This window comes from Devosia sp. Leaf420, from assembly GCF_001425445.1.
In the GTDB taxonomy this organism is placed as follows: Bacteria; Pseudomonadota; Alphaproteobacteria; order Rhizobiales; family Devosiaceae; genus Devosia.
On record NZ_LMQU01000010.1, the window covers coordinates 553,894 to 579,855 of the forward strand.

Consider the following 25,962-nt stretch of genomic DNA (forward strand, 5'->3'; position numbering starts at 1 on the left):
TCTTGAAGGGGGAGGTTGGGAGAGGGTGACCTTCTCACCCACCCCTAGACAACCACCCCCTCCGCCGGTTCTATCCCGGCATGGAGAAACAAGACCGATTCCCCGATTGCATGCTCCTCGCCGCGGGCCTCGGCACGCGCCTGCGTCCGCTCACCGACACGATCCCAAAGCCTCTCGTTCCAGTTGCCGGCGTGCCGCTGATCGAGCGCATCATGCGCAATGCTCAGGCTGAGGGCGTCAAACGCTTCGTCGCCAATGCGCATTATCGCGCCGATCAAATCCTTGCCCATTTCGGTGGCCTCATCAAAATCAGCCGCGAGGATGAGCTTCTTGGAACCGGCGGTGGCGTCAAGCGCGCACTGCCCATGCTGGTCTCCGATCCCTTCTTCGTCATGAACACCGATGCCTTCTGGGCCGACGGCGCCGATCGCCCGCTCGCAAAAATGCTGGCGCGCTATTTAAGCCCTCACGACATCGTCATCCTCTGCATCCAGCCGCGCCGCGCCACAGGCATCAGCCGCAGCCACGATTTTTGTCTCGATCCCGCGGGCTTGGTCACCCGCGATTACGGTGCGCCGATCATCTATGGCGGCGTCGCCCTTGTCGGCCGGGGTGCGTTTGATGACACGCCCGATGGCGCCTTTTCCTTCTACGATCTCATGGAAAAGGCCATGGATGACGAGCGTCTGAAGGGCGTCGTGCTCGATGCCGACTGGTACCATGTCGGCGACCCCACCTCGCTCGCCGAAACCGAACGCCGCCTCGGTTCGGCATGAGCCTTTTTTCCATCGCCCCACACGCGCCCTTCTTGCCCACGCTTGCCGAGGCGATCATGGACGGGCGCCTCCTTGGCTTTTGGTCGCAGACGGGCCCCTTTTGGCTCAGCGACGTCACCGTGATCCTGCCCACCCAGCGCGCGCGCCAGTCGCTCGCCGAATGCTTGGCTGCCCATCCGCGCTTCACCGGACTCTTGCCCGATATCCGCACGTTTGGCGGCGATGAGAGCGACGAAGAGCCGTTTCTGCCGCCCTTCGACGCGCCGCCGACTCTGCCGCCCGCCAGCCTCGTGCAGCGCCGGCTTATCCTTTCCCGGCTCGTAGCCGCCTGGGCCCTTAGCCCCGCCGGTGGTCAAGCCTTCTCCTCGCCCCCGACGGCCGCCGAGATCTTTTCCATGGCCGATTCGCTCGCTGCAGTGTTCGACGACCTTGCGATCGCCGAAACCGGCGTCACCGAATTGCGGACGCTCGGCGAAACCCTTGGCCCCGAGCTCGGCGCCTATTGGCAGCAGACGCTGCAGTTTCTCGACATCGCGCTCAGCGCCTGGCCCTCCATGCTGGACGAGCTCGGCCGCGCCGATCCCTCGACCCTGCGCGGCACTCGGCTCGATCGCCAGGCCGAAGGCGCGCCGTTCATTTATGGCGATCGGCCCGTCATTGCCGCTGGCTCCACCGGCTCCATTCCCGCCACGGCCCGCCTCCTTCGGGCGATTGAACGCCTGCCGCGCGGCGCTGTCGTCTTGCCCGGTCTCGATACGTCCATGTCGGCCGAAACCCACGCCGCGCTCCTCCGCAGCGAGGAAAGCCCGCATGGCCATCCGCAATATCATCTCGCAAAACTCTTGCGCACGCTCGGCGCCGGTCCGGGTGAGGTGGTCGAGCTCGCGGCTCAAGACCATCCACGGACCCGCCTCATCCACCACGCGCTCGCGCTGACCTCCGAAACCGCCCATTGGTCGCGCGACCGCCTCACCGCTAGCGATCTTGAACAGGCCCTGACCGGCGTCACCATCATCGCCGCCCGACAAGAAGACGAGGAGGCCCGCGCCATCGCGCTTGCCGCCCGCGATGCACTCGCCCGCAAAAAAACCGTCGGTATCATCACGCCCGACCGTAATCTCGCGCGCCGCATCGCCGCCGAACTTGCCCGTTTCGATGTCTATGTGGACGATGCCGCCGGTGCCCCGCTGTTCCAGTCGACCGTCGGTCGCCTTGCCCGCCAGATCCTGACCCTCGCCGTCAATCGCTGCGCCGCCGTCGATCTCGTGGCGCTCCTCCGCAATCGTGCCAGTCTTTTTGGCCGCAGCCGCAAGGAGGTGGCCCAACTCGCCGACGATATCGAACTGGCGCTCCTCCGCGGCCAGCGGCCTGCACCCGGCCTCGATGGCCTGCGCAAAACTCTCGCTGATCACCTGGTCGAGCCACCCAAAAGTGCTGCTCGCAAACTGAACGCGGAAAAGGCCGAAGCAATTACCGCGCTGCTCGACGACATTTCCCGCGCCCTGACCCCGCTTACCAAACTGCTCGATCAGACCCACATCCGCGCCGCCGATCTCGCCGCCGCGATCAACTCTGCCGTCGATGCCGTCGCCGATGGCGCGCCCGTCCGCGGCTGCGATGAACTCCGCGCTTGGGCCGAGGAACTGCAAAAGCACGGCGGGCAGGGCCATGCCTTCGCGCCCCAAGGCCTCGATAGAGTCCTCGCCGCGCTCATGAACGGCTTTCAGGTTCGCAATCGGCTCGACCGGCGCGGCGATATCGCCATCTGGGGCCAGATCGAAGCCCGCTTGATGCGGCCGGACCTGACCATTCTCGGCGCGCTCAACGAAGATGTCTGGCCCGAGCCCGCCGATCCCGGCCCCTGGCTCAGCCGCGGCATGCGCCTCGCCGCCGGGCTCGAACCACCCGAGCGCCTGCAGGGCCTCGCCGCCCACGACTTTGCCGAAGCCATGGGCAATGCTGATGTCATCATCGCTTATGCGGATCGCATCGGCACAAGCCCTGCACTGCCCTCGCGCCTCGTCCAGCGGCTCGATGCCTTTGCCGGCGAAGACGCCGCAAAGCTCCTACGTCAGTGCGGCCAAAGCTGGCTCGCTGCGGCCCGCGCGATCGATGCAGTCGAGACAAGCAAACCCGCGACACGCCCCGCGCCCAATCCGCCCGCGCATCTCCGCCCGCGTCGCCTCTCGGTCACCGAGGTCGAAACGCTGATGCGTTCGCCCTATGACCTCTACGCTAAGCACGTGCTGCGCCTGCGCCAGCTCGATCCGCTCGGCAATGTTCCCGACGCCCGCGAGCGCGGTACCATCATCCACGATGCCCTCGCCCGATTCGTCGAAGAGGGGCACGACCCCAACTCGCCAGAGGCCTTCGACACCCTGATGACCATCGCCGCCGATGCCTTTTCCGGCCTTGAAGCTATCGGCGAGCGCCGCGACATCTGGCTCAAGCGCTTTGCTACCGCTGCCATGCAGTTCCTCGATTTTGAGCGCAGCCGCGATGCCCGCGTCAAACAGCGCCATGCCGAAATCAAGGGCGACATGCCGCTCTCTCTGGCCGAGCCTTTCCGGATCACGGGCCAAGCCGACCGCGTCGATGAAATGCTCGACGGCACGGTCGAAATTCTCGATTTCAAGACCGGTTCGCCGCCCACTCCGGCTATGATGAAGGCCTTTGAGGCGCCGCAGTTACTGATGGAAGCGGTGATGAGTGGGGCAGGGGCCATGACTGGCCTTGCCGCCGCGCCTGCCAGCGCTCTGACCTATGTGAAGATCGGCCTCGGCCCTGAAGCCTTCGTGCCCACCGAGTTCAAGCCCGGCGATGGCATGCCGATCATGAAGGCCGCCGACGAGATCAACCGCCGTCTCCAGAGCCATATCGAGCACTTTCTGTTTCGCGACACGCCTATGCCCGCCCGCCTCCTGCCGCTCGCCGGCCAGCGCTTTGCCGGGCCTTACGATCATCTCGCCCGTGTCGCCGAATGGACGAGCGTCGATGGCGGGGAGGACGACGCATGAGCGCAGAACGCGGCGACCTCACCGTCCCCTTCGACACCAAAAATGCCCAAAGCCGCGCCACCGACCCGAGCCACTCCATCTGGGTTGAGGCCAATGCCGGCTCCGGAAAAACCTTCGTCCTCACTCGCCGCGTCTTGCGGCTGCTGCTGGCCGGAGTAAAGCCCGAATCCATCCTTTGTCTCACCTATACCAAAGCCGCCGCCGCCGAGATGCGGAAGCGCGTGTCCAATGAATTGGCGCGCTGGGCCGTCATTGACGATGCGGAACTGCGCGAGACCCTGTTTGGCCTCACCGGCGCCGTCCCCGATACGGACGGGCTCAATGGCGCACGCACCCTGTTTGCCCGCGCGCTCGAAACCCCCGGCGGGCTTCGCATCCTTACCATCCACGCCTTCTGCGAAGCCGTGCTCCATCGCTTCCCCATCGAAGCTGGCGTGCCCTTCGACTTCGCCGTCATTGAAGAAGACCAGCAAAGCCAGTTGATCATGGCGGCTCGCGAAAGCGTCCTCGCCGAGGGCCTGCGCGGTGGCGAAAACCGAGCCGCGGTCGAAACGCTCTTCGAACGCCTGAGTGATCATCATATCGGGGAAGCCATTGGCGCTGCCTTGGGGCAAGGCGCACGTCTCAAAGCCCTTCTTGCCGATCCTGAGGCCGCTAAGCAACGGCTGCGAATGCTTGTCGGTGTAGGCAAGGAAAGCGCGGCCGACCTGATCGTTAGCGTCACCGCTGACACATTCCTCGACCCGACCACGCTCCGCCATATCGTCTCGACGCTTGGCGGCGATGCCGCAGGCAACAAGACCTGCGCCGATCTTCTCGCGCGCCTCGATCCCGATCGGCCCGATCCCAATCTCCTCCGCGCCGCCTTCTTCACGGGTACAGGCACTCCGCGCAGCCGCCTGATGGTCAAGAAAGAGCAGGCCGATCACCCCGCCATTTTCGACACCCTGACACGCGAACAGGTTCGGCTCGTCGCCCTCGACACGCGCATCAAAGCCGCCGAACTGGTCGAGCGCAGCGCCGCGGTTCTCGATATTCTCGTTGCCATTGCCAATCGCTACGAAGACGACAAGCGCCGCCACGCGCTGCTCGATTTCGACGATCTCGTCGCCCGCCTCGGCGATCTCTTGGACAATTCGGAAATCGGGCCCTGGGTCCAATACAAGCTCGATGCAGGCATCGAGCATATTCTGGTCGATGAAAGCCAGGATACCAATGATCAGCAATGGCGCGTCGTCCGGGCGCTGGCGGCAGAATTCTTCGTCGGCGAAGGCGCCGCTCGCCGCCCGCGCTCGGTCTTTGCGGTGGGCGACCAGAAGCAGTCGATCTATTCCTTCCAGGGCGCCCAGCCGGCGCTCTTCGGCTCCACCGGCCACGATTTCGCCCGCCGTGCCGAAGCCGCCGAAATGGCCTTTGCCCGCCTGCCGCTGCATACGAGTTTCCGTACGCTCAAAGGCATTCTCGACGCTGTGGACCGCGTCTGCGCCCGCCCAGACATCCAGCTCGCGCTCCTCGCCGCCGACCCCGTGCTCCACACCGCGGCGCGCAGCCAGGCCGGCGGCGCGGTTACGCTCTGGCCGCCCATCCAGGCGCAAAAATCCGAACTCGGCGACGGCCAGTGGCCGCTGGAGCCGGTGGAAGCAGAACAAAGCGCAGCGCGCCAAGTGGCCCTCCGCATCGCCCGTGAGATCAAGGGCTGGATCGATACGGGGCGCCCCCTTGCCCAGCGCGGCCGGGCCGTGCGCGCCGATGATGTGCTGATCCTCGTCCAATCCCGCAGTGCGCTCTTCCAGGAAATCATCCGCGCCCTGCGCCTTCTCGATGTGCCGACCCCTGGCGCCGATCGACTTGCGGTCACGAGCCATATCGCCATTCTCGATCTCCTCGCGCTGATCGATGTCCTCCTCAACCCCGCCGACGATCTGCAACTGGCCGCGCTTCTCCGCTCCCCGCTCTTCGATTTTTCCGAAGACGATCTTTTCATTCTCGCCAGCACCCGCTCCCAATACCAGAGCCTCTGGTCCGCGCTCCTGGCTTCAAGCAGCCCCGCCGATAGGGCTGCTGCCGAGCGCCTGACGCGCTGGCGCGCCGATCTCGATTTCGAGCGCCCCTTCGAATTTTTGACCGGCGTCGTTTATGCCGATGGCGGCCTCAAACGTTTCCATGCGCGCCTCGGCACCGAGGTCGATGAGGTGCTTTCCGAATTTTTGGAACTGGCCTTGGCGCACGAACAACGCGAGCAGCCTTCGCTGCAAGGCTTTGCCGCCGACATGCGCAGCCGCAACGTTTCGATCAAGCGCGAGCTCGCCGAAGGCGGTGGCGGCGTCCGCGTCATGACAGTACACGGTGCCAAGGGGCTCGAAGCCCCCATCGTCATCATGGCCGATGCTGCAAGCAAGCCCGACAGCAAGCAGATTGGCAGCCCGGTCTATGTGCTCAATGGCGCACCCGGCCCACTCCTCATCCACGCCGCTAGCCAACGCCAGCATGTCCCCGCGACCCTCGCGCTCAAGGAAGAGATCGACGCCAATCTTGCCCAGGAATATTGGCGAAAACTCTATGTGGCCATGACCCGCGCTGAAGACGAACTCTATGTCACCGGCGCCCTGACCCAGCGCGGCAAGCTCGACGGCACATGGTATGAGGCCATAGAATCAGCGCTCGGCGCAGCGTCCGAGCGCGTCGAGGACGAAAACGGCCTCTCTGCGCTCATCTTCCCGGCGGATCGCCCGACGCCGCTGATCGCCACTGCGACCCAACCCACCAGTGCGCCCAAATCCACCTGGGTCAATCCGCCACCCCTGCCAGATTTCGCGCCACCGCAAATCCTGTCGCCATCCCGTGCCCATGAAGCCTTCGGCGGCGAACCCGTTCTGGCGACCCTTGCCGAACGCGTGCGCGACGCCGAGACCGCGCGAAAATCCGGCATCGCGCTCCACGCCCTGCTCCAGCACTTAGGCAAGGTTGATCCCGCCCTCTGGCCCAATGTCATTCCGCGCGCCCTCGAAACCCTGCTGCCCGACTTGCCAGACGAGTGGGATCGCCTGGGAAAAAAGGCGCTGTCGATCCTCAACCACCCCGACTTCGCTCCGCTCTTCGGACCCGACAGCCGGGCCGAGGTGGCTTTTCTTGTGCAAGGCAAGCGGGGCGGGGAACCAATCCGCCTTGCTGGGCGTATCGATAGGCTTGTGGTTGACGACACCGGGGTAACGGTGATCGACTACAAGTCCGATGCGTCGGCGCAGAAGGAGGCCGCCGGCGTGCCGGCGCGGTACATCACGCAGCTCGGGTTATATGCGCTGGTTGCAAGCCAGCTGTTCCCCGGCCGTCCTGTTAGGGCAGCGATCCTGTGGACAGAGTTGGAATCATTGATGATTTTGCCCAAGTCTGTCTTGGACGGCGCCACTGCGGATTTCACCCTGCGGTGATCGATCTTGTGCAGAGGCTGGACTCTCCCCAGCTTTGGGAGCAAACAAGCCACCGCTTTCAACCCAAAAGGCACACTAAATGACGAAGCAGGTTTCCGACGCCACCTTTGGCGAGGAAGTTCTAAATTCTCAGGAACCGGTTCTGGTCGATTTCTGGGCGGAGTGGTGCGGGCCCTGCCGGGCGATCGCCCCCGTGCTCGATGAACTCTCCACCGAACTTTCCGGCAAGGTGAAGATCGTCAAGCTCAACGTCGACGAGAACCCCTCGACGACCGTGAAGTATGGCGTCCGCTCCATCCCCACCATGATTCTCTTCAAGAATGGCGAAGCCGCCGACATGAAGATCGGTGCTGGCACGCCAAAGGCGGGCCTCACCAAGTGGCTCGAAGGCCACGCCGCCTAAGACGGCCTCCTAAAGAATACCAAGCGCCGCTGGACAAACGTCCGGCGGCGCTTTTCTTTGGCGACCACAATCTGGTCGCCTTATCCGGTCACTCACGAGTGGCAGCGCCGTAAGCGCTCTGCTAGCTCTATAGAATTCGCTGTTTCCGGAGACTGCCCTTGTCCGCCATCGACCTGTCCGCCGCCCCGTTCCATCTTGACGAAGAGGCGATCGCCTGGGTCCATTCGACACGCGATGGCCTGGCGCCGCGCGACAAGCTGGCCCAGCTTTTTGTGCTGCTGGCCCGCGGCCCGGCCGACGAAGCGTTGGAAACGGTAAGGAGCTTCCGCCCCGGTGGCGTGACCCGCATCTATTCCGAAGATCTCGCCGCCGAAATCGGCTTCGCCCGCCAACTCGACGCCATCGGTCCTGCGCCCATGCTGATATCGGCCGATCTCGAAGGCAGCCGCATGAGCCTGCCCTTCGGCACCTCGGTGCCCAACCCGCTCGGCCTTGCCGCTGTCGACGACGTCGAGGCCACCACGGCGATCTCGACCATCATGGCCGAGGAAGCGCGCGCCGTCGGCCTCAACTGGAGTTTTACTCCCGTCATCGACATCAATGCCGCCTGGCGCAGCGCCATCGTCGGCACGCGCTCCTATGGCAGCGATATCGACAGGATCGAACGCCATGCCCTGGCGCAGATTGCCGCTTTCCAGAGCAATGGTGTCGCGGCGACTGTGAAACACTGGCCCGGCGAAGGGTATGACGATCGAGACCAGCATCTGGTCACGACGGTCAATCCGCTGACCCTTGCCGAATGGGAAGAAAAATTCGGCCGCCTCTACCGCGCTGCCATCAATGCTGGCGTCCTCAGCGTCATGTCGGCCCACATCGCCTTCCCGGCTTTCGTGCGCGAGCTCGATCCTGACGCAACATCTGAGGCCTTCCGCCCAGCGTCGCTCAGCCGCGTGCTCAACGAAACGCTCCTCCGCGAGCGCCTGGGCTTTAATGGCCTCATCGTCTCCGACGCCACGCCCATGGCGGGTCTCGGCGATTGGGGTCCGCGCGACGAAACCCTGCCCGAAGTCATCATCGCTGGTTGCGATGTTATTTTGTTTTCGGACGACCCCAATGGCGACCTGATGCGCCTCGTGAAGGCGGTTGCCGATGGCCGCCTGACCCAGGAGCGCGTCGACGAGGCCGTCACCCGCGTCCTCGCCCTCAAGGCCGCGCTTGGCCTTCACAGGGACCGTCCCGAGCCCAATCTCGACACCGCTCGCGCAATCGTCGCCACGCCGGAAAAGCTGGCCAAGGCTGCAGAAGTCACTGCCCGCATGCCGACGCTGGTGAAAGACACGGCCAACCTCCTGCCGCTCTCGCCGGCCAAGCACAAGCGCGTGCTGATCTATTCGACTGGCGCCGTCCAGCCCTTCGCCCCTCAGCCGATCCCACTATCCCTGCCGGATATGCTGACCCGCGAGGGATTTGAGGTCACCCTCCACACGCCCGATCTCGCCGTGCGCCCCAGCGATTATGATCTGGTGCTCTATCTCCTCGCCGAGGAAACGCTCCTCACCCGCAGCCGAATCTTCCTCGATTGGAAACGCCTCACCGGCTCGGTCTTCGGCGCCATGCATCGCCACTGGCACGAAGTGCCGACACTCATGGTTTCTCTCGGCTTTCCCTACTATCTCTACGACGCCCCGCGCGTCTCCACCTATATCAACGCCTACGGCTCGAGCGACGCCATCCAGGAGGCGGTCCTCAACGCACTTCTGGGGCGCAAAGCGTTTACGGGAACAAGCCCGGTCGATCCCTTCTGCGGTAGTGAGCAGGCGAAGTATTAGTGGACCACTCAATCCCCCCTCGCCCCTTGTGGGAGAGGGACAGGCAAATGTGCGTTCAGCAGATTTGCCAGGGTGAGGGGTATCCATCCTCCGCAGAGGAGCCGATGGCGTCCGCGCCAGCCTCAATCCGGTGGCGTACCGTTCTTTGCCAGCACATCACCCGCCAGATACAGCGATCCACAAATCAGCACCCGCGCATTCGGCACCTCCGCCGCTGCTTTAAGCGCCGAGACGATCGACCGCTTCGGCCGCGCCAGAAGCCGCAAGCTTTCCGCGCGGTTGACGATATGTCCGGCTGGGTGCGCATTCGGCTCTCCCGGAATGGTCAGCGCCATCACCCGCGGCTGAAAATCCTTGAACGCTTCAAGAAATTCGCCGGGATCACGCGTGTTCATCATGCCCATGATCAGCACCAGCGGCGCCGGCCGGCTGCGGTCGAATTCGGCGATGGTCCGCGCCAGCGCCTTGGCCCCATGCGGATTATGCCCCCCGTCGAGCCAAAGCTCGTGGCCTGCCGGCAGCAGATCGCGCAGCTTGCCCGAGCGGACCGGCTGCATCCGCGCCGGCCAGGTCACTTTCCGCAGGCCCTCGGCAAAATCCCTGTCGGTCACCGGCAATTCAAAATGCCGCGCTGCGGCAATGGCCAGGGCCGCATTGTCGAACTGGTGCGGTCCGAGCAGCGCCGGTGGTGGCAGGTCGAGCATGCCAGCCTCGTCGGTATAAACCAACCGCCCGTCCTGCTGCGTTCCGTGAAAATCCTCGCCCTGCCAAAGCGGCGTGATCCCCAACCGATGCGCCGCGCGCTCCAGCACCTTGCGACCCTCGTCGCGTTGAATGCCTATGACGGACTTCGAGCCACGCTTCAAAATCCCGGCCTTGTTCGACGCGATCTCGGCGATCGTATTTCCCAAAAATCCCTGGTGGTCGAAATCGACCGGCGTGATGATGGTCCCAAGCGGCTGCTTGACGACATTCGTCGTGTCATACGTCCCGCCCATTCCGGTTTCGAGCAGCAGAAAATCGGCCGGCGTCTCGGCAAACAGCTTGAACGCCGTCACCGTTGTCACCTCGAAAAAGGTGATCCCCGCCCCGCCATTGATCCGCTCCACCTCTTCGAGTGCAGCATTAAGGAGCCGCGTCTCGACGAGCTTGCTTGCCAGCCGGATGCGCTCGTTGAAGCGCACGAGGTGCGGCGAATTATAGACATGCACCTTTTTCCCCGCCGCCTCGAGAAAGGCGCGGAGATAGGCGATCGTCGAGCCCTTGGCATTGGTCCCCGCCACATGGATGGTAGGCGGCAACCGATCCTGCGGATTGCCGAGCTTTTCGAGGAGCGGCAGCATGCGATCCAAGCTGAGATCGATCAGCTTGGGATGAAGGCCAGACAGGCGTTTCAAAATGGCGTCGGTGCGGGACACTTTTGTCTCCGAGGTGGCGGCGAAGAATCGCAACGCGCTTGCCCTACCCCCCTCCCTACCTCCCCCACAAGGGGGGAGGTGAAGGTCGGAGCTTGGCAGAGTATTGAGACACCCACCGGCCCGACACCTCCCCCTTGATGGGGGAGGATGGGAGGGGGTGACTTCAGGAAAAACTACTTCCGAAGTTCGCCGCCGGTCGTCTTGGTAACGGCCGCAACAACGGCCGCCGAAACCTTCTCGATATCCTCGTCCGTCAGCGTCTTGTCCCGCGGCTGCAGGGTGACTTCGATGGCGACCGACTTTTTGCCCTCACCGACATGGGCGCCTTCGAACACATCGAAAATGCCGACATCGGTGATAAGCGCCTTGTCCGCACCCTTGGCCGCGCGCAGGATCGACGCGGCCGTAACCCCGCGATCCATCACGAAAGCAAAGTCACGCGACACCGGCTGGAACTGGCTCAGCTCCAGCGCCGGCTTGGTCTTGGTTGCCTTCTTGCGCGCTTCCGGTATGGCATCGAGGTCGATTTCAAACGCCGCAATGGGTCCTGAAATATCGAGATCAGCCGCCAGCGCCGGATGCAGTTCACCGAACCAGCCCAGCGTCACCTTTGGCCCCAGCGCAAAGCGCCCGCCGCGACCCGGGTGGCTCCACGATGCAGCTTCGGGAAGCACCTGCACCTTATCGACGTCGATCCCGAGCGCATCGAGAACCGCCGCGAGATCGGCCTTGGCATCCCAGACACCAACCACCTCGGCCTTGCCCGACCAATGGCGCCCGGCGCCATCGAGCTTGGCCGTGCCGGTGCGCAGACCAGACGCATAGGTATGCTGGCCTTCCGGCTTATCCGAAAGGAAAACCTGTCCGACTTCGAACAGCGCCACATCGGAAAAGCCGCGATTGGCATTGCGCCGTGCGCCAGCCAGCAGCCCCGGCAACAGTGAGGGCCGCATGTCGGTCATGTCGGAGGCAATGGCATTTGCGAGCTGCCGGTCTTCCGTGCCGCCACCAAAGCGCGTCGCGTCGTCATGCGAAATGAAGCTCCAGGTCACAGCCTCATCGAGACCACGAGAGGCTAAAACCCGGCGCGCGATGCGGCGACGGTTCTGGATGGTCGTCAGAATGCGCGGCGCAACGTGGTTGAGGCGCGCCAGCGGCTCAACCGGCACATTGTCGACGCCCACCATGCGCATGACCTCTTCAACGAGATCCGCCTTTTGGGTGACATCCGGACGCCAGCTCGGCACTTTCACCGTGCGCGTGTCGCCAGACCCTTCGGCCGCAAAGCCAAGCGAGGCCAAAATTGCTTCAATCCGCTCCGGAGCCACATCAAGACCCGTCAGACGGCGCACTTCGCCTAGCGGAAATTCGACAACCGTATTGGCAAAAACGTCCTCGCCCGAGATCGCCGGCTCCATCGGTTCGCCGCCGCAGAGTTCAAGCACCAGCCGCGTCGCCAGTTCCATGCCCGGCTCGGTCAGCGCCGGATCGACATTGCGCTCGAGTCGATAGCGGGCATCGGACACGATACCGGTCTTGCGGCCGGTCCGGGCGATCAGCTCCGGGTCCCAGCTTGCACATTCCATGAAGATGTTGGTGGTTTCCTCGGTCACGCCCGAGCGAATACCACCCATGATACCGCCGAGGCAGAGCGGCCCCTTGTCGTCGGCGATGACCGTCATGGTCTCGTCGAGCGTATAGACCTTGTTGTCGAGCGCATCGAACACTTCGCCGCGCGCATTGCGCAGCACCATGGTGCCCTCGACCTTATCGGCATCATAGGCATGGAGCGGACGGCCCCAGCCGAGCGAAACGAGATTGGTAATATCGACAATGGTGTTGATCGGCCGCAGGCCCACAGCCCGCAGGCGCGCCTGCAGCCAGTCCGGCGACGGGCCGTTCTTCACGTTGGCAATGAAGCGGCCGGCAAACTTGCGGATCGCCTTCGGCTCATCGCCCGAAAACTGCTGCGGCAGCGGCGCAATCGGGCTTTTGCCCTTTGACGGCACGGGCGAAAAATCAGTCATCTTCAGCGTGCCGAGGCCAAAGGCAGCCAGATCGCGCGCCACGCCATAGACACCGGTCGCATCGCCCCGGTTTGGGGTGATGGAGATGTCGAAAACCACGCCATTAATGCCGGCGTAGTCGACATACTTTGCGCCGATCGGTGCATCGTCAGGCAATGTAATAATGCCGTCATGATCGTTGCTGAGCTGCAATTCGGCCGCCGAGCAGAGCATGCCGTTGGACGGCGCACCACGAATGACCACACCACCCTTGAGTTCAAAATCCTTGCCCGGAATATAGGTGCCGGGGAATGCAAACACCGATTTCATGCCGGTCTTCACATTTGGCGCGCCGCAGACAACGTCGATCAACTCGCCCGTGCCCGCATTGACCTTGCAAATATTGAGGTGGTCGGAATTGGGATGCGGCTCAGCCTGCACCACCTGCGCGATAACAAACTTTTCGAGCGCCTTGCCTTGCGATTCAACGCCTTCGACCTCGAGGCCGATCGTCGTCAGCGCCACGGCGATCTCATCGGCGGACGCATTGGTCTCGAGATGTTCCTTGAGCCAGTCGAGCGTGAATTTCATGTTCTTGGGACCTTCAGAAGGTGCCGTCGGCGCTGGCTAGCAGCGTTTCGGCCAAAAGTTGACGTCCGGCCGGCAGCACCTCTACCAGCCTGAAAATTTCGCAGACGATCTCCATGTCTGGAGAAAATCCGCCATTGCGCGCGAAATAGGCCTCATGCCCCGCGCGCCATTCGGCATAGGGCCCTTCGCCCTCGCGATCAGTGAAGGTAGGAGGAATGGCCTCGAATGGCATGATCTCGACGCTGACTGTCTCGATCACGCAGGCCTCTTCCCCCGCGCCATTGAGCACAATGTCTCGACGCCCCACCTGCGGCAGCGGCTCCCCGCCGCCGCCAAAGTGGGCCAGTGCCCCACAAGTCGCATCCTTCTTGCCCGCCAGCACCAGCGCAAGCAGCCGATCCGCCAGCGCCGGATTGTCTCCGAAGCTGAAGCGAATGGGTTGGTTGCTGTCATTGGGCATCGTCATTGCGCTCAGCTGCTCAGCCCACCAAACAGCGTCGGCAGGTCGAGCGGCCTAAAGCCGTAATGTTCGATCCAGCGCTGATCTGCGTCGAAGAAGGCGCGCAGATCCGGCATGCCATATTTCAGCATGGCGAGGCGGTCGATGCCCATGCCCCAGGCAAAGCCCTGATAGACATCGGGATCGAGCCCGGCATTGCGCAGCACATTGGGATGCACCATGCCGCAGCCCAGAATTTCGAGCCAATCCTCGCCTTCGCCGATCTTCACTTCCGAGCCCGAGCGATCGCATTGCACGTCGACTTCCATCGACGGTTCGGTGAAGGGGAAGAAGCTGGGACGGAAGCGCAAAGTGACACTCGGCACCTCGAAGAATGCCTTCAAAAACTCCTCGAGCACCCAGCGCAGCTGACCGATGTGCGAATCTTTGTCGATGACGAGGCCTTCGACCTGGTGGAACATCGGCGTATGCGTCTGGTCCGAGTCGTTGCGATAGGTGCGGCCGGGCATGACGACGCGGATCGGCGGATCCTGCGACGGGGTCAGATATGACGCTGCCGGCTTCTCATTGCTCTTTTGCATCACGCGCACCTGCACGGGCGAGGTGTGGGTGCGCAAAACCTTCTTCACGCCGTCCGGGCCGGTCTTCATGAAGAAGGTGTCGTGCATTTCGCGCGCAGGATGACCTTCAGGGAAATTCAGCGCCGTGAAATTGTAGTAGTCCGTCTCGATATCGGGTCCTTCGGCAATGGAAAAACCCATATCCGAGAAGATGGCGGTGATTTCGTCGATGGTCTGCGAAATCGGGTGGATACGGCCCTTTGCGGTCGGCGCCGGCTGCAGCGGCAGCGTCACATCTACGGTCTCGGCCTTGAGCCGCGCTTCGAGCGCCGCGCCCTTGAGTTCGGTGCTGCGCGCGTCGATCAGACCCGCGATCTCATTCTTGAGCCCGTTGATGGCTGGCCCGGCGCTCTTGCGCTCGTCTGCCGCCATAGCGCCAAGCGTACCGAGCAAGGCCGAGACCGAGCCCTTTTTGCCCAGGGCAGCAACGCGGACGGCATCGAGAGCGGTTTCGGTGTCCGCGGTGGCGATCGCAGCGGAAAGTTCGGTGCGCAGCGTGTTGATATCAGTTTCCAAGGACATTGGGGGCTCTCGGCAATGAAATTTGAAGGCGGTTAGAGCAAACAAAAACGCCCCGCGCCAGCCCTTTTCAGGGTGGCGCAAGGCGCAATTTCGACCTCAGCGAGACTGGAGGTTAGGCGGTGACGCGGGCGTGGGTCGTCTTGTCGACGCCCTCGAGATAAGCCAGCGCTGCCTTGGCCTTGGCGACCAGGGCACCGAACGCTTCGGGCTGGGTGATCGCGAGATCGGACAGCACCTTGCGGTCGACAGCAACCTCAGACTTGCTGAGGCCGTCGATAAATCGGTTGTAGGTCAGGCCGTGTTCACGGACAGCAGCGTTGATACGCTGGATCCAGAGAGCGCGGAAATTGCGCTTCTTGACGCGACGATCGCGATACGCGTACTGGCCGGCCTTTTCGACGGCCTGCTTGGCGATACGGATCGTAGACTTACGACGGCCATAATAGCCCTCGGCGGCCTTCAAGACCTTCTTGTGACGGGCGTGGGCGGTTACGCCTCTTTTTACGCGTGCCATTCTTCAGTGTCCTTCCAGCTTAGCGGTTGTACGGCATGTACCACTTCACCAGACCCTCGTCGCCCTTGGACAGGATCTTGGTGCCGCGGTTGGTGCGGATGTACTTGGCGTTGTGGCTGATCAGGCGGTGGCGCTTGCCGGCAACGCCGGCCTTCACCTTACCCGAGGCGGTGAAGCTGAAACGCTTCTTGGCGCCGGACTTGGTCTTCATCTTGGGCATTTTGCGGGTCCTTATAGGAAAATAGGATGGATTTGGGCCCATCGCATTCAAAGATCGCCACGGCATGCCTTTTGGCCGGGCGATCCGGAGATGGCGCTCTATAGGGGGAATGGTGAGGATTGGCAAGGCCGACTCGTCGGTGGCGCGCTTACGAAAACCTCCGGGTTTGGATCACCCACATTTTGGTGTTCAACCTTACCGAACATTCATGAAACTTTATGCGGGGGTTTCGCGTCTATTCAGCACGCTCCAAGCGTCGGAGCGATATTTTAAGGAGTATATCTATGCGTACCATCAAAGCTTTTGCTGTCGCTGCCCTTCTCGCCACCTCTGCCGGCGCCGCTATGGCCAGCCCATTCGAGGTCGATTCTTCCATCCAGGCACTCGACGAAGCGCGCTTTGCCACTGTTTTGACCGTCAACCCGTCTGAAGCCCGTTCGCTTGCGATCGACGTCGACACAGCGTCCTTGCAGCAGAAGATCAAGAACAACCCAGCTCTCGCACGGACTGTGACCGACCAGGGTTTCCAGATCGACCAGATCGTTGGCCTTGATGCGACCAGCAGCACCAGCGTTACCCTCTACGCGCTCTAAGACCAGCGTGTGATGGCAACAGGGCGGCCCATGTGGCCGCCTTTTTTGTTTCAGGCTCGGGCGGCGGCCAGCATGGGTTCGAGATGATTTTCGAACAGTAGCCCGGGGTGCTCTGCCAAGGCCGCTCCATACGCTGCCTCCGCTGCCAGCGACACGCGCAGAAACCGCGCGATTCCTGCGATATCGACGGATGACAGGCCGTAGAACCCGCTCTCTACGCGTCGCAGGATTTCAGTTTTAGAAGCGATCATCCCTACCGCTACATCCTTGCCATTGCTCATCGAGCCATCGCGCTTCACGTAGTCGTGGAGGGGCGTACCCAAATGCAGCGACCGCGGCGCGTGGCGATAAAGCTGCAGCAGCAGTTCGAGATCGGTCATGTTGCTCAGCGTCGGATCATAGCGCGCATCGGTCTTCGTGCGATCCCAGACGACCATGGAATCCATCGAGACGCTCACCCACTTGTGCTCGCCCGGCGTCAGGTCGCGATCCGGCCCATCCCCGACATAGCGAAGATGCTCAAAATCCATGGTCATGACATCGAGCGCCGTGGTCACGATCGCCGCATTTTGCAGCGCCTCTACGGCCCGTTCTAGCTTGTCCGGCTTTAGCCGGTCATCGGCATCGAGAATGGCGACAAAAGGCGTTTCAAGTTTTTGGAGCGCCACATTCCGCGTTCGCGATGCGCCTGTCCCAACCCCGCCACTGGTCAGGAAAACCTGGCGATCATCGCGCAAACCCTGTTCGTCCAGGAAAGCCGCATAATCGAACCCGTCATCGGCAATGATCCAGTGCTGCCAATCGCCAAAACTCTGGTCCAGCACACTCTGCACCGTAGTCGAAAGCGTGTCTTGGGCGCGGAAGGCTGGGGTGATGACGGCGACAGTACGGGATGGGGTCACAGAGGCCTCGAAACGTCGTGCGGCAAAGGCCTCTGGGCTTGAACCGAGGCGGGAAACACCCATATCTGCCTCAGTCAGCCGATGCCAGTGTTTTGGGTCGGCCGGCATCGTTGCTTGGCTAAACAAGGACGGCGTTGATGTCGCGTATTTCGGTGTTTTCCGCACCTTTTCTCCTCGGCTTCGATAGTTTCGAAGAGAGGATCGATCGGCTTGCCCGGTCGGCGGATGGCTACCCCCCCTATAATATCGAGCGCACTGCAGAGCCCGATGGGGCCGAGCGGTTCATCATCTCCATCGCCGTGGCCGGTTTTGCCGAAAACGAGCTCGAAGTGATGACCGAAGACAACCAGCTCTCCATCCGCGGCAAGCAGAAGGATGAGCCGGGGCGCGAGTTCCTGCATCGCGGCATCGCCGCCCGCCAATTTCAGCGCACTTTTTTGCTCGCCGATGGCATGATCGTCAAAGATGCAACTTTAAACCATGGAATGCTCGTTATTGCTCTTGAGCGTCCACGCGTAACCAAGCTCGCCCGCCGAATAGACATTCGATCGCTCTGATAGAAAGGGCCAATAAAATGATGGATAGACGCAATATCGATGCCCTGAACCCCGAGGCACACCCGCTCCGGCACTTGACCGAGGCGCAGTTCGCCGCGCTTGGCGGCAGCGCCGTGGCCTATATCAAGCCGGTTTACGGGGAACTGCTGTCCCACATGATCAGCGAGGCCGAGTTCAATTCCGATGAGCTTTACCAGCTCGTCATGTCTGCCGACGGCACGCCGCTCATGGTGGCCGATACTGCCGATGCCGTTACCGAGTGGCTTGGCGACCAGAACTTGGGGCTCGCAACGCTGCATTAAGCCAGCGTCGCTTGGAGCGTAGCCTAAAACAGAAGCCCCGCTGGCATATGGCCAGCGGGGCTTCTTAATTTCAGGAATCCGCCATTCAGGCGGCGGCGCTATCCTCGAGCGAAGTCGTCAGCATGGTGTAGAGCCGCTTTCGATCCGTTTCGGTCCGCAATTGGTCGATGACGCTTTCAGTGCGCAGCAAGCGTGCCACGCGCGAGAGAGCCTTCAGATGATCCGCACCCGCGCCGACCGGCGCGAGCAGCATGATCACCACATCGACAGGCTGATCATCGACCGCATCGAAGTCGATGGGCTCGTCCAGCCGCGCAAAAACGGCGGTCACGTCCTTGAGGCCATTGAGCTTGCCATGGGGAATGGCAATGCCGTTCCCCAGGCCCGTGGATCCAAGTTCCTCGCGCCCGGTGATGGACGCAAGAATCTCGTTTCGATCCATGCCGGTGATTTCAGAAGCCTTATCGGACAAGACCTCAAACAGCTGACGCTTCGAGGTCAGCCCCGTACAGTCAAGTACGGCGTCCTCCGCCAGAATGTCGGCCAATTCCATTAATCTGCCTTGGGCTCTACTTAAGCTTTGCTACGGCAGGAGGGCGCATCAATTTGCCCCCAAAGCAGGATCGATCCAGCCTATATTGCCGTCCGCGCGGCGGTAGACCACATTCAGGCCGCCATGTCCAGCGTGGCGGAACATCACAACCTGCTGACCCGAAAGGTCGAGCTCCATCACGGCTTCTTCGACACTCATCTGGCGAAGGTTCTTGGTGGTCTCGGCAACAACGGGCGGCGCGTAGTCTTCGTCGAGCTCATCGAACGCATCCGACGACCCGAAAACCGTATATTGCGCTGTTTCATCGTCTCCCGTTCCCGGTCCACGACGATGCGACTTGAGCTTGCGATTATACCGGCGCAACCGCTTTTCGATATTGAGCGCCATCACTTCATAGGCCGAAGTGGCGTCGCCACCCTGGGCGCTTGCCTGCAGGCTTGCGCCGCTGTCCAGATGCACCACGCAATCGGCGCGATAGCCGATCCCATCGGGGGTGAGGGTCAGATGTCCATCATAACCGCCATCGAAATACTTGCCGACGACAGCTTCAAAATGTTCCTCCGCTTTGCCCCGAAGAGCATCGCCGACATCCATATTCTTTCCCGAAACGCGCAAGGCCATGGCTTTTTCTTCCTTTCGGTCGTGTGTTCGACGCAGAAGGTCCCAAAAGCCGATTCCCCGACATTCGGGATCCTGCCAACCATCACACGGTATTTGGTGTGACAGTTCGATGATGCTAGACCCGCCCGACCGGATGGGCAATCCGCATCCCGTCCCAAAGAGGCGATTGAGCGGATGACAGAAAGGCGCAATGTCTTTAGCCTTCCGCTCGCACGATCCCGATGGGACATGGGATCGAACGCTAAAACCCCAGCCTTGGGTTCCAGCCATTTCGCGCTTGCGGGGCGATCTGCCGCAGCGCTTGGCTCAAGCGATTTTCTGCAAGGCTTTCTTCTGCCGTCGCCGAATGACCGAGGAGGGAATGTTCATGCCTTCTCGATACTTGGCGACCGTCCGGCGCGCCACGTCGATGCCCTGCTCCTTGCGGAGCAGTTCTGCAATCGTGTCGTCCGAAAGGATGTCATTGGCCGGCTCGGCATCGATCAATTGCTTGATCCGATGGCGCACGGCTTCCGCCGAATGGTCCCCACCGCCGGTCGATGAGGCGAGGGCCGTGGTGAAGAAATACTTCATTTCGTAGAGCCCGCGCGGGGTCGCCATATATTTGTTCGCGGTGACGCGGCTCACGGTCGACTCATGCATCTCGATTTCTTCGGCGACCATTTTGAGCGTCATGGGCTTGAGATGCGCCACACCATGGGTCAGGAACCCGTCCTGTTGCTTGACGATTTCTGCCGCCACCTTGGTAATCGTCTGCGCCCGTTGATCGAGGCTCTTGGTCAGCCAATTGGCCGTTGCGAGGCAATCGGACAGAAAGCTCTTTTCCGCCGTGTCGCGCGTTTTCTTGGTCACCTCGGCATAATAGACGCGGTTGACCAGCACGCGGGGCAGGGTCTCGGTGTTGAGTTCGATCTGCCAGCCGCCATCCGGCCCCGACCGCACGAAAACATCGGGCACGACGGATTCAATCGGCGCGCTGTCAAAGGCAAGACCGGGCCTGGGATCGAGCAGGCGCAATTCGCCCAGCATATCCGCCAGATCTTCGCGATCGCAGCCGACGATCTTCATCAGCCCTGCAAGATTATGCTCGGCCACAAGCCCGAGATTTTCGAGCAGCCGCTGCATCATCGGGTCGAGCCGATCGCGCTCGCGCAATTGCAGCGCCATGCATTCGGAAACGGATCGGGCGAAGATCCCGATGGGATCGCAGGTCTGGAGCGCGCCCAAGACCGCTTCCACATCCCCGAGTTCAGCGCCCAAAAGCTCGGCGACGGCGTCTAGCTCCACCGTCAAATAGCCCGCTTCATTAAGCCCGTCGATCAGGTGCTGTCCGATCAACCGGTCTGCCGGCGTCCGCAGCAGCATTTGCGCCTGGGCTTCGAGGTGATCACTGAGCTTGGGTTTGGACGCGACAAACTGATCGAGATCAGGCGCCTCGCCGCCCTCAAAACTGCCGCCGCGATCAGGACCATTGGTCACCCCGATATCGTGCGGGGCGGCATCGGGAAAAACGTTCTCGACCGCCGTGTCATAGCCCTCGGCGATTTCGGCCGCATCCTTGGTCCGCTCGCCTTGCGCGACGGTATCTTCATAGGCGCTGAGCTCAGTCTGCCGATCCGGAACCTCGACGGGCTCGGCGTCGCTGCCCTCCGATCCATCCTCGCGCTCGAGCAATGGATTACGCAGGAGTTCCAGGTCGACGAAATCATTGAGTTCGAGGTGGCTCAACTGCAGCAGCTTGATAGACTGCATCAGCTGCGGCGTCAGCGTCAGGCTTTGGGCCTGGCGAAACTCCAGCCGCGGCGAAAGTGCCATCTATTCAACCTCTTGGCCCACTAATCATGCCCTCTCGGGCGGCTTCCCGAGGCGCACCATGACGCAATTCGTTTTTGAGGGCAAGTTCCGTGCCAGTTGAAGTGTGTACTAGAACTGAAAATTTTCGCCGAGATAGACGCGGCGTGCGTCGGGGTCCGCCGAAATTGTTTCGGGCTTACCCTGGATCATCACCGAACCGCCATGGATCACATAGGCCCGATCCACCAGCCCAAGCGTCTCGCGCACCGCGTGATCGGTGATCAGCACGCCGATGCCGCGTTGGGTCAACTGCCGCACAAGACCCTTCACTTCTGCCACGGCAATGGGATCGACGCCGGCAAAGGGTTCATCAAGCAGCATGAAGATCGGCTCGGCCGCCAGCGCGCGCGCAATTTCCACGCGCCGCCGCTCGCCACCCGAGAGCGAAAGCGCATTGGATTTGGCAAGATGGGAAATCGAAAACTCGTCGAGCAACTGCCTGAGCCGCTGCTTGCGCTCGGCCCGTCCGCGCACCGTGTTTTCAAGGATCGCAAGGATATTGCCCTCGACCGTCATACCGCGAAAGATCGACGGCTCCTGCGGCAGATATCCGATCCCCAATTGCCCGCGTTGAAACAGCGGCAAATGGGTGATGTCATTGCCATCGAGCTGGATTTTCCCTGCATCGGGCCGCACGAGCCCCATGATCATCGTGAAAACCGTGGTCTTGCCCGCCCCATTGGGCCCTAAAAGCCCGACAGCTTCGCCCCGCCGCACCGCGAGCGAGACGTCGCGCACCACCGCTCGCTTGCCAAAGCTCTTGGCAAGGCCCTGGGCAACCAGCCAGCCGGATTGATCGAGACGCGTCTGGCTCATTGCGAGGTGAAAACCCCGGTCACCCGGCCACCCTGCTTGGCGGTAAAGGTCGAGACATTGGTTTCGAGATTGACCACCAGTTCCTCGGCATTGACCGTGCCGCCGGAATTGGTGACCTTCACATTGCCCGTCAGCCGCATCAACTGATCGCTGGGGGTAAAGACGGCCCGTTCGCCCGTCGCGTTCTGGTCATCGGTTTCGATGCGCACATTGCCCGTGGCTTCGAATGTCTTGATGTCGCTTGTGCCGCCTTCGCCATAAGAAGCGACGACCTTATCGGCCCAGACATTGGCAGTGGGGTGCTTGACCACCACATTGCCGGTGAACACCGCCTGCTGCGCCGATTCTTCGACCGTAAACGTGTCGGCCGAAATTTCGACCGGAGTCTGCGCCAATGCAGCCGGCGCCAGCATCAGCGCCACAACGGCAGCAAGACCAAAGCTTTTGAGACGCATTAATGATTTTCCCCGGGCGTTGAGGGCAAGGTGACGATCGCGTTGTTAAATGTCCAGCGGCCAAGTTCGGCTTCGTGCACCATGCCCTTGGCCCGGATCGTCGTGCCATCGGCATAGTCGATCGATACTGCGCCCTGCGTGGTCAAAGTCTGGCTTAGCCAATCAAACACCGAATCGACCAGCCGGCCCGAAGTTCCGCTCGAATCGCCGATATCGGTCGCCCCTTCGATCACCACCTGCTGGTGGATCGTGTCGAGCACGCCCCGGCTTGCTGACGCTTCGCGGCGCAGACCGTCATTGCGGTTGACCTCGACGCGGGCATTGGCCAATTCGATGAGATCGGTGTTTTCGATTTTCGCTTCGGCTTGTTCGGCCCAGACGCGATAGGTCGAGCCATCCGACATGGTCCCGGCATATTCTGGCGCCTCGACCCGGACGCGGTCCTGATCGATGGTGATGGTGCCAATGCCATATCGCGCGCCAAAGCTCGATATCGCGATCTGAATCAGCAATATCGCGAGAATGACGAGACCGGCAGCGGGCACCGCGAACCGCATAAGTCCGACCATGCGATTCCGGCGCATCAAGCGCCGGTAATGTCGAGACCGCTCTGAGCCGTCCGCCGTCGCCACGCTCGGACCTCAGCTATGCGCAAAAATGTCGGTTTCCTGCCAGCCCAGCAGGTCGAGCGCACAACGCGTTTTGACGAAATCAAAGCAGGATTGCGCCAGTTCCATCCGGTTTTCACGCTTCAACATGCGATCGAGATGGCGCTTCAGATCGTGGAGATACAATACGTCCGAGGCAGCATAATCGAGCTGCGCATCGCTGAGCTTTTCATTGCCCCAGTCTGAGCTCTGCTGCTGCTTGGAAAGATCGACATTGAGCAACTCGCGTGCCAATTCCTTGAGCCCGTGCCGGTCGGTATAGGTCCGCACGAGGCGCGAAGCGATCTTGGTGCAATAGATCGGTCCGGTCACGACGCCAAAACGTTGCTGCAACACAGCGACATCGAAGCGTGCATAGTGAAAGATCTTGGTGACGCCGGGATCGGTGAGCAGTTTGACGAGGTTCGGCGCCTCGGCCGGATCCTTGGGCAGTTGAATGATGTCAGCGCTGCCATCGCCCGGCGACAGCTGCACGAGACAGAGCCGGTCGCGATGCGGATTGAGGCCCATGGTTTCGGTGTCGATAGCGACTTCGCGGCCGTAATTATTCAGGTTGGGCAGATCGCCGCGATGCACTCGAATAGCCATGGTTGTTCCCACTCTTCGTCTTGGTCATTCCTTGGCACAGCAAGACGGCGATGGAAAGGCACCGGCGATAAGCAAGAATTGCTCAACCTTGCCGAAGGGTCATATCAAGATTTCTTTATATGACGCTTGACCGCAAACAGGACGAATGTCACAAAACCGCTAGTTTTGGCCATTTTGGCCCATTTTCTGCATTCTGGAGCCGCCGCGTGGCACGATCGTCCTATCAGTTCACCTCCGAGTCGGTTTCCGAAGGCCATCCCGACAAGGTCTGCGACCGCATTTCCGACGAGATCGTCGACCTCGTCTTCCGCGAAGCCAAGAAAGTCGGCATGGACCCGGCAAAGGTTCGCATCGCCTGCGAAACCCTCGCAACGACCAACCGTCTCGTCATCGCCGGCGAAGTCCGCGTGCCCGAGACCCTTCTCAAGAAGGACAAGGCAGGCAATGTCCTGACCGATGCGTCGGGTGCGCCGCTGGTCAATCCGTCAAAGTTCAAGTCGGCTGCCCGCAAGGCCATTCGCGCCATCGGCTACGAACAGTCTGGCTTCCACTGGAAGACGGCAAAGATCGAAGTCCTGCTCCATGGCCAGTCGGCCGACATCGCCCAGGGCGTCGACGAATCGGGCAACAAGGATGTCGGTGCTGGCGATCAGGGCATCATGTTCGGCTATGCGAGCCGGGAAACCCCAGAACTCCTGCCCGCCCCGATCTACTACGCGCACAAAATCCTCGAAGACCTGACCATTGCCCGCAAGGCGAATGTTGGCCCCGCCGGCAAGCTCGGGCCTGATGCCAAGAGCCAGGTCACCATTCGCTACGAAAATGGCCATCCGGTCGGCGTTACCCAGATCGTGCTCTCGACACAGCACCTCGACGAAACGCTGACCTCAGCCGATGTCCGCAAGATCGTCGAACCGATCATCCGTGCCGCCCTGCCTGACGGCTGGATCAGCGACGAGACCGTCTGGCACGTCAATCCGACCGGCAAGTTTGTCGTCGGTGGCCCCGATGGCGATGCTGGCCTCACCGGCCGCAAGATCATCGTCGATACCTATGGTGGCGCAGCCCCCCATGGCGGTGGCGCTTTCTCCGGGAAGGACCCGACCAAGGTGGATCGCTCGGCGGCTTACGCTGCCCGTTATCTCGCGAAAAACGTCGTCGCCGCCGGCCTTGCCGAGCGCGCCACGATTCAGCTCAGCTACGCCATCGGCGTTGCCAAGCCGCTCTCGATCTATGTCGACCTCCACGGCACCGGCAAGGTCGACGAAGCCAGGCTCGAAAAGGCCCTGGCCGAGGTGATGGACCTGACGCCGCGCGGCATCCGCACGCATCTTGACCTCAACAAGCCCATCTACGCCAAAACCTCCGCATATGGTCATTTCGGCCGCAAGCCGGGCCGCGATGGCAGCTTCTCCTGGGAAAAGACCGATCTCGTGAAGGCTCTCAAGGCCGCGGTGGCCTGATCCTCGCTTTGGATTGACGCAAGGCCTCTTTTCCGCGATGCGGGGAGAGGCCTTCGCTTTTTTGAAATTGTTCTGCCATGACCGACCACCAGCTTCCCAAAACTCGCGATGGCGAACAGCGCGCCTTTTTTGGCCGCCGCTCCGGAAAGAAGCTGCATGGCGGGCAGAAGGCTCAGGTAGATCAAGCCCTGCCCGAGCTTGAAATCACGCTGGGCGAACAGTTTGATCCTAAGACCCTGTTCCCGGAAGCCAAGCGCATCGTCATCGAGATCGGCTATGGCGGTGGCGAGCATCTGGCGCGCAAGGCGACCGAAGAACCAGAAACCGGCTTTATCGGCTGCGAGGTTTTTACGGGCGGCATCGGCAAGATGGTCCAGGCCATCCTTGCGAACGGCATCGAAAACGTCCGCCTCTTCACCGATGATGCGCTAAAACTTCTCGTGACGCTGCCCGATGCCAGCGTCGACGCGGTCTATCTCCTTTATCCCGATCCCTGGCCCAAAACGCGCCACCATAAGCGTCGCTTCGTCTCGCCAGTGACGCTCAAGGAACTCGCCCGCGTCATCCGTCCGGGCGGCACGTTCCACTTTGCCAGCGATATCGAAGACTATGCCGATTGGACCCTGGCCCACATCGTGCGCGAGCCGCTCTTCACCTTTGCTCCTTACGCGCCCGGCAGTTGGCATACGCCTTATCCCGGCTGGCAGCCGACGCGCTACGAGCAAAAGGCCCGTCGAGAGGGGCGCCTTATCAGCTTTTATTTCACCTTCTTCAGGCGCTGATCGT

24 protein-coding genes are annotated in these 25,962 nt (G+C 61.8%); 10 read left to right on the plus strand and 14 right to left on the minus strand.

Annotated features, from left to right (window positions below; all coding sequences use genetic code 11):
* The first annotated feature begins 110 nt into the window (after positions 1 to 110).
* The 5 genes from ASG47_RS10070 to ASG47_RS10090 all read left to right on the plus strand — a co-directional run bounded on the left by ASG47_RS10070 (position 111) and on the right by ASG47_RS10090 (position 9,453).
* A complete protein-coding gene (locus ASG47_RS10070; RefSeq protein WP_162243242.1) occupies positions 111 to 776 on the plus strand; it encodes a nucleotidyltransferase family protein in 666 nt (221 codons plus the stop codon).
* Positions 773 to 3,793: a double-strand break repair protein AddB gene (gene addB / locus ASG47_RS10075; RefSeq protein WP_061908588.1), complete on the plus strand. Its 3,021-nt coding sequence runs from the start codon at positions 773 to 775 to the stop codon at positions 3,791 to 3,793. The genes ASG47_RS10070 and addB overlap by 4 nt, the downstream gene beginning before the upstream one ends.
* Entirely contained in the window at positions 3,790 to 7,221 is a 3,432-nt protein-coding gene (addA, locus tag ASG47_RS10080) for a double-strand break repair helicase AddA (RefSeq protein WP_061908589.1), read from the plus strand. The genes addB and addA overlap by 4 nt, the downstream gene beginning before the upstream one ends.
* Positions 7,222 to 7,300: 79 nt before the next feature.
* Positions 7,301 to 7,624 carry a thioredoxin gene (gene trxA, locus ASG47_RS10085; protein WP_061908590.1) on the plus strand — a complete coding sequence of 108 codons (324 nt, stop codon included), beginning with the start codon at positions 7,301 to 7,303 and terminating at the stop codon, positions 7,622 to 7,624.
* A 158-nt stretch (positions 7,625 to 7,782) separates the two neighbouring features.
* Positions 7,783 to 9,453: a glycoside hydrolase family 3 protein gene (locus tag ASG47_RS10090; RefSeq protein ID WP_061908591.1), complete on the plus strand. Its 1,671-nt coding sequence runs from the start codon at positions 7,783 to 7,785 to the stop codon at positions 9,451 to 9,453.
* Positions 9,454 to 9,575: 122 nt separating this feature from the next.
* Here the strand turns inward: ASG47_RS10090 and ASG47_RS10095 are convergent, their stop codons facing one another.
* The 6 genes from ASG47_RS10095 to rpmI all read right to left on the minus strand — a co-directional run bounded on the left by ASG47_RS10095 (position 9,576) and on the right by rpmI (position 15,804).
* Complete coding sequence (locus tag ASG47_RS10095; protein WP_061908907.1) at positions 9,576 to 10,871, minus strand: bifunctional folylpolyglutamate synthase/dihydrofolate synthase; 1,296 nt, start codon at positions 10,869 to 10,871, stop codon at positions 9,576 to 9,578.
* A 173-nt stretch (positions 10,872 to 11,044) separates the two neighbouring features.
* Positions 11,045 to 13,468, minus strand: a complete 2,424-nt coding sequence (gene pheT / locus ASG47_RS10100) for a phenylalanine--tRNA ligase subunit beta (protein WP_061908592.1) — start codon at positions 13,466 to 13,468, stop codon at positions 11,045 to 11,047.
* A gap of 13 nt (positions 13,469 to 13,481) precedes the next feature.
* Positions 13,482 to 13,934, minus strand: a complete 453-nt coding sequence (locus tag ASG47_RS10105) for an ASCH domain-containing protein (RefSeq protein WP_061908593.1) — start codon at positions 13,932 to 13,934, stop codon at positions 13,482 to 13,484.
* A gap of 5 nt (positions 13,935 to 13,939) precedes the next feature.
* Positions 13,940 to 15,070, minus strand: coding sequence for a phenylalanine--tRNA ligase subunit alpha (pheS, locus tag ASG47_RS10110; RefSeq protein WP_061908594.1), 1,131 nt, complete (start codon positions 15,068 to 15,070; stop codon positions 13,940 to 13,942).
* A 112-nt stretch (positions 15,071 to 15,182) separates the two neighbouring features.
* On the minus strand, positions 15,183 to 15,584 hold the full coding sequence (gene rplT, locus ASG47_RS10115) for a 50S ribosomal protein L20 (RefSeq protein ID WP_061908595.1): 402 nt from the start codon (positions 15,582 to 15,584) through the stop codon (positions 15,183 to 15,185).
* A gap of 19 nt (positions 15,585 to 15,603) precedes the next feature.
* Positions 15,604 to 15,804 (minus strand): 50S ribosomal protein L35, encoded by a 201-nt coding sequence (gene rpmI, locus ASG47_RS10120; protein ID WP_035084480.1) that lies wholly within the window; start codon positions 15,802 to 15,804, stop codon positions 15,604 to 15,606.
* A 284-nt stretch (positions 15,805 to 16,088) separates the two neighbouring features.
* Between rpmI and ASG47_RS10125 the strand changes: the two genes are divergently transcribed.
* Positions 16,089 to 16,397 carry a hypothetical protein gene (locus ASG47_RS10125; protein WP_061908596.1) on the plus strand — a complete coding sequence of 103 codons (309 nt, stop codon included), beginning with the start codon at positions 16,089 to 16,091 and terminating at the stop codon, positions 16,395 to 16,397.
* 50 nt (positions 16,398 to 16,447) lie between these two features.
* Here the strand turns inward: ASG47_RS10125 and ASG47_RS10130 are convergent, their stop codons facing one another.
* Positions 16,448 to 17,362, minus strand: a complete 915-nt coding sequence (locus tag ASG47_RS10130; protein ID WP_061908597.1) for a glycosyltransferase family A protein — start codon at positions 17,360 to 17,362, stop codon at positions 16,448 to 16,450.
* 74 nt (positions 17,363 to 17,436) lie between these two features.
* Between ASG47_RS10130 and ASG47_RS10135 the strand changes: the two genes are divergently transcribed.
* Together ASG47_RS10135 and ASG47_RS10140 are read left to right on the plus strand one after the other, a co-directional pair.
* Positions 17,437 to 17,856: an Hsp20 family protein gene (locus ASG47_RS10135; protein WP_061908598.1), complete on the plus strand. Its 420-nt coding sequence runs from the start codon at positions 17,437 to 17,439 to the stop codon at positions 17,854 to 17,856.
* A 17-nt stretch (positions 17,857 to 17,873) separates the two neighbouring features.
* On the plus strand, positions 17,874 to 18,158 hold the full coding sequence (locus ASG47_RS10140; protein ID WP_061908599.1) for a DUF1150 family protein: 285 nt from the start codon (positions 17,874 to 17,876) through the stop codon (positions 18,156 to 18,158).
* Positions 18,159 to 18,243: 85 nt separating this feature from the next.
* Here ASG47_RS10140 and ASG47_RS10145 read toward each other — a convergent pair whose 3' ends face one another.
* From ASG47_RS10145 to ASG47_RS10175, 7 genes are all read right to left on the minus strand, one after another.
* Positions 18,244 to 18,711 carry a PTS sugar transporter subunit IIA gene (locus ASG47_RS10145; RefSeq protein WP_061908600.1) on the minus strand — a complete coding sequence of 156 codons (468 nt, stop codon included), beginning with the start codon at positions 18,709 to 18,711 and terminating at the stop codon, positions 18,244 to 18,246.
* Positions 18,712 to 18,759: 48 nt separating this feature from the next.
* The gene (locus ASG47_RS10150; protein WP_061908601.1) at positions 18,760 to 19,332 is read right to left on the minus strand and encodes an HPF/RaiA family ribosome-associated protein; all 573 of its coding nucleotides are present in this window, start codon (positions 19,330 to 19,332) and stop codon (positions 18,760 to 18,762) included.
* 306 nt (positions 19,333 to 19,638) lie between these two features.
* Entirely contained in the window at positions 19,639 to 21,147 is a 1,509-nt protein-coding gene (rpoN, locus tag ASG47_RS10155; RefSeq protein ID WP_061908602.1) for an RNA polymerase factor sigma-54, read from the minus strand.
* Positions 21,148 to 21,255: 108 nt separating this feature from the next.
* Positions 21,256 to 22,002 carry an LPS export ABC transporter ATP-binding protein gene (gene lptB, locus ASG47_RS10160; RefSeq protein ID WP_061908603.1) on the minus strand — a complete coding sequence of 249 codons (747 nt, stop codon included), beginning with the start codon at positions 22,000 to 22,002 and terminating at the stop codon, positions 21,256 to 21,258.
* On the minus strand, positions 21,999 to 22,457 hold the full coding sequence (gene lptA / locus ASG47_RS10165; RefSeq protein WP_061908604.1) for a lipopolysaccharide transport periplasmic protein LptA: 459 nt from the start codon (positions 22,455 to 22,457) through the stop codon (positions 21,999 to 22,001). The genes lptB and lptA overlap by 4 nt, the downstream gene beginning before the upstream one ends.
* Positions 22,457 to 23,026: a hypothetical protein gene (locus ASG47_RS10170; protein WP_156464052.1), complete on the minus strand. Its 570-nt coding sequence runs from the start codon at positions 23,024 to 23,026 to the stop codon at positions 22,457 to 22,459. Before ASG47_RS10170 ends, lptA begins: the two co-directional genes overlap by 1 nt.
* A 72-nt stretch (positions 23,027 to 23,098) precedes the next feature.
* Positions 23,099 to 23,713 (minus strand): ribonuclease D, encoded by a 615-nt coding sequence (locus tag ASG47_RS10175; protein ID WP_061908606.1) that lies wholly within the window; start codon positions 23,711 to 23,713, stop codon positions 23,099 to 23,101.
* Positions 23,714 to 23,919: 206 nt separating this feature from the next.
* Here ASG47_RS10175 and metK point away from each other — a divergent pair, with 206 nt between their 5' ends.
* Positions 23,920 to 25,176, plus strand: a complete 1,257-nt coding sequence (gene metK / locus ASG47_RS10180; RefSeq protein WP_061908910.1) for a methionine adenosyltransferase — start codon at positions 23,920 to 23,922, stop codon at positions 25,174 to 25,176.
* A gap of 77 nt (positions 25,177 to 25,253) precedes the next feature.
* On the plus strand, positions 25,254 to 25,958 hold the full coding sequence (gene trmB, locus ASG47_RS10185) for a tRNA (guanosine(46)-N7)-methyltransferase TrmB (protein ID WP_061908607.1): 705 nt from the start codon (positions 25,254 to 25,256) through the stop codon (positions 25,956 to 25,958).
* Positions 25,959 to 25,962: the final 4 nt, after the last annotated feature.

Coding starts and splice junctions, on each gene's coding strand:
- ASG47_RS10070 (WP_162243242.1), top strand. CDS start 111: ATGCTCCTCGCCGCGGGCCTCGGCACGCGCCTGCGTCCGCTCACCGAC.
- addB (WP_061908588.1), top strand. CDS start 773: ATGAGCCTTTTTTCCATCGCCCCACACGCGCCCTTCTTGCCCACGCTT.
- addA (WP_061908589.1), top strand. CDS start 3,790: ATGAGCGCAGAACGCGGCGACCTCACCGTCCCCTTCGACACCAAAAAT.
- trxA (WP_061908590.1), top strand. CDS start 7,301: ATGACGAAGCAGGTTTCCGACGCCACCTTTGGCGAGGAAGTTCTAAAT.
- pheT (WP_061908592.1), bottom strand. CDS start 13,468: ATGAAATTCACGCTCGACTGGCTCAAGGAACATCTCGAGACCAATGCG.
- ASG47_RS10105 (WP_061908593.1), bottom strand. CDS start 13,934: ATGACGATGCCCAATGACAGCAACCAACCCATTCGCTTCAGCTTCGGA.
- pheS (WP_061908594.1), bottom strand. CDS start 15,070: ATGTCCTTGGAAACTGATATCAACACGCTGCGCACCGAACTTTCCGCT.
- rplT (WP_061908595.1), bottom strand. CDS start 15,584: ATGGCACGCGTAAAAAGAGGCGTAACCGCCCACGCCCGTCACAAGAAG.
- rpmI (WP_035084480.1), bottom strand. CDS start 15,804: ATGCCCAAGATGAAGACCAAGTCCGGCGCCAAGAAGCGTTTCAGCTTC.
- ASG47_RS10125 (WP_061908596.1), top strand. CDS start 16,089: ATGCGTACCATCAAAGCTTTTGCTGTCGCTGCCCTTCTCGCCACCTCT.
- ASG47_RS10130 (WP_061908597.1), bottom strand. CDS start 17,362: ATGGGTGTTTCCCGCCTCGGTTCAAGCCCAGAGGCCTTTGCCGCACGA.
- ASG47_RS10135 (WP_061908598.1), top strand. CDS start 17,437: ATGTCGCGTATTTCGGTGTTTTCCGCACCTTTTCTCCTCGGCTTCGAT.
- ASG47_RS10140 (WP_061908599.1), top strand. CDS start 17,874: ATGATGGATAGACGCAATATCGATGCCCTGAACCCCGAGGCACACCCG.
- ASG47_RS10145 (WP_061908600.1), bottom strand. CDS start 18,711: ATGGAATTGGCCGACATTCTGGCGGAGGACGCCGTACTTGACTGTACG.
- ASG47_RS10150 (WP_061908601.1), bottom strand. CDS start 19,332: ATGGCCTTGCGCGTTTCGGGAAAGAATATGGATGTCGGCGATGCTCTT.
- rpoN (WP_061908602.1), bottom strand. CDS start 21,147: ATGGCACTTTCGCCGCGGCTGGAGTTTCGCCAGGCCCAAAGCCTGACG.
- lptB (WP_061908603.1), bottom strand. CDS start 22,002: ATGAGCCAGACGCGTCTCGATCAATCCGGCTGGCTGGTTGCCCAGGGC.
- lptA (WP_061908604.1), bottom strand. CDS start 22,457: ATGCGTCTCAAAAGCTTTGGTCTTGCTGCCGTTGTGGCGCTGATGCTG.
- ASG47_RS10170 (WP_156464052.1), bottom strand. CDS start 23,026: ATGGTCGGACTTATGCGGTTCGCGGTGCCCGCTGCCGGTCTCGTCATT.
- ASG47_RS10175 (WP_061908606.1), bottom strand. CDS start 23,713: ATGGCTATTCGAGTGCATCGCGGCGATCTGCCCAACCTGAATAATTAC.
- trmB (WP_061908607.1), top strand. CDS start 25,254: ATGACCGACCACCAGCTTCCCAAAACTCGCGATGGCGAACAGCGCGCC.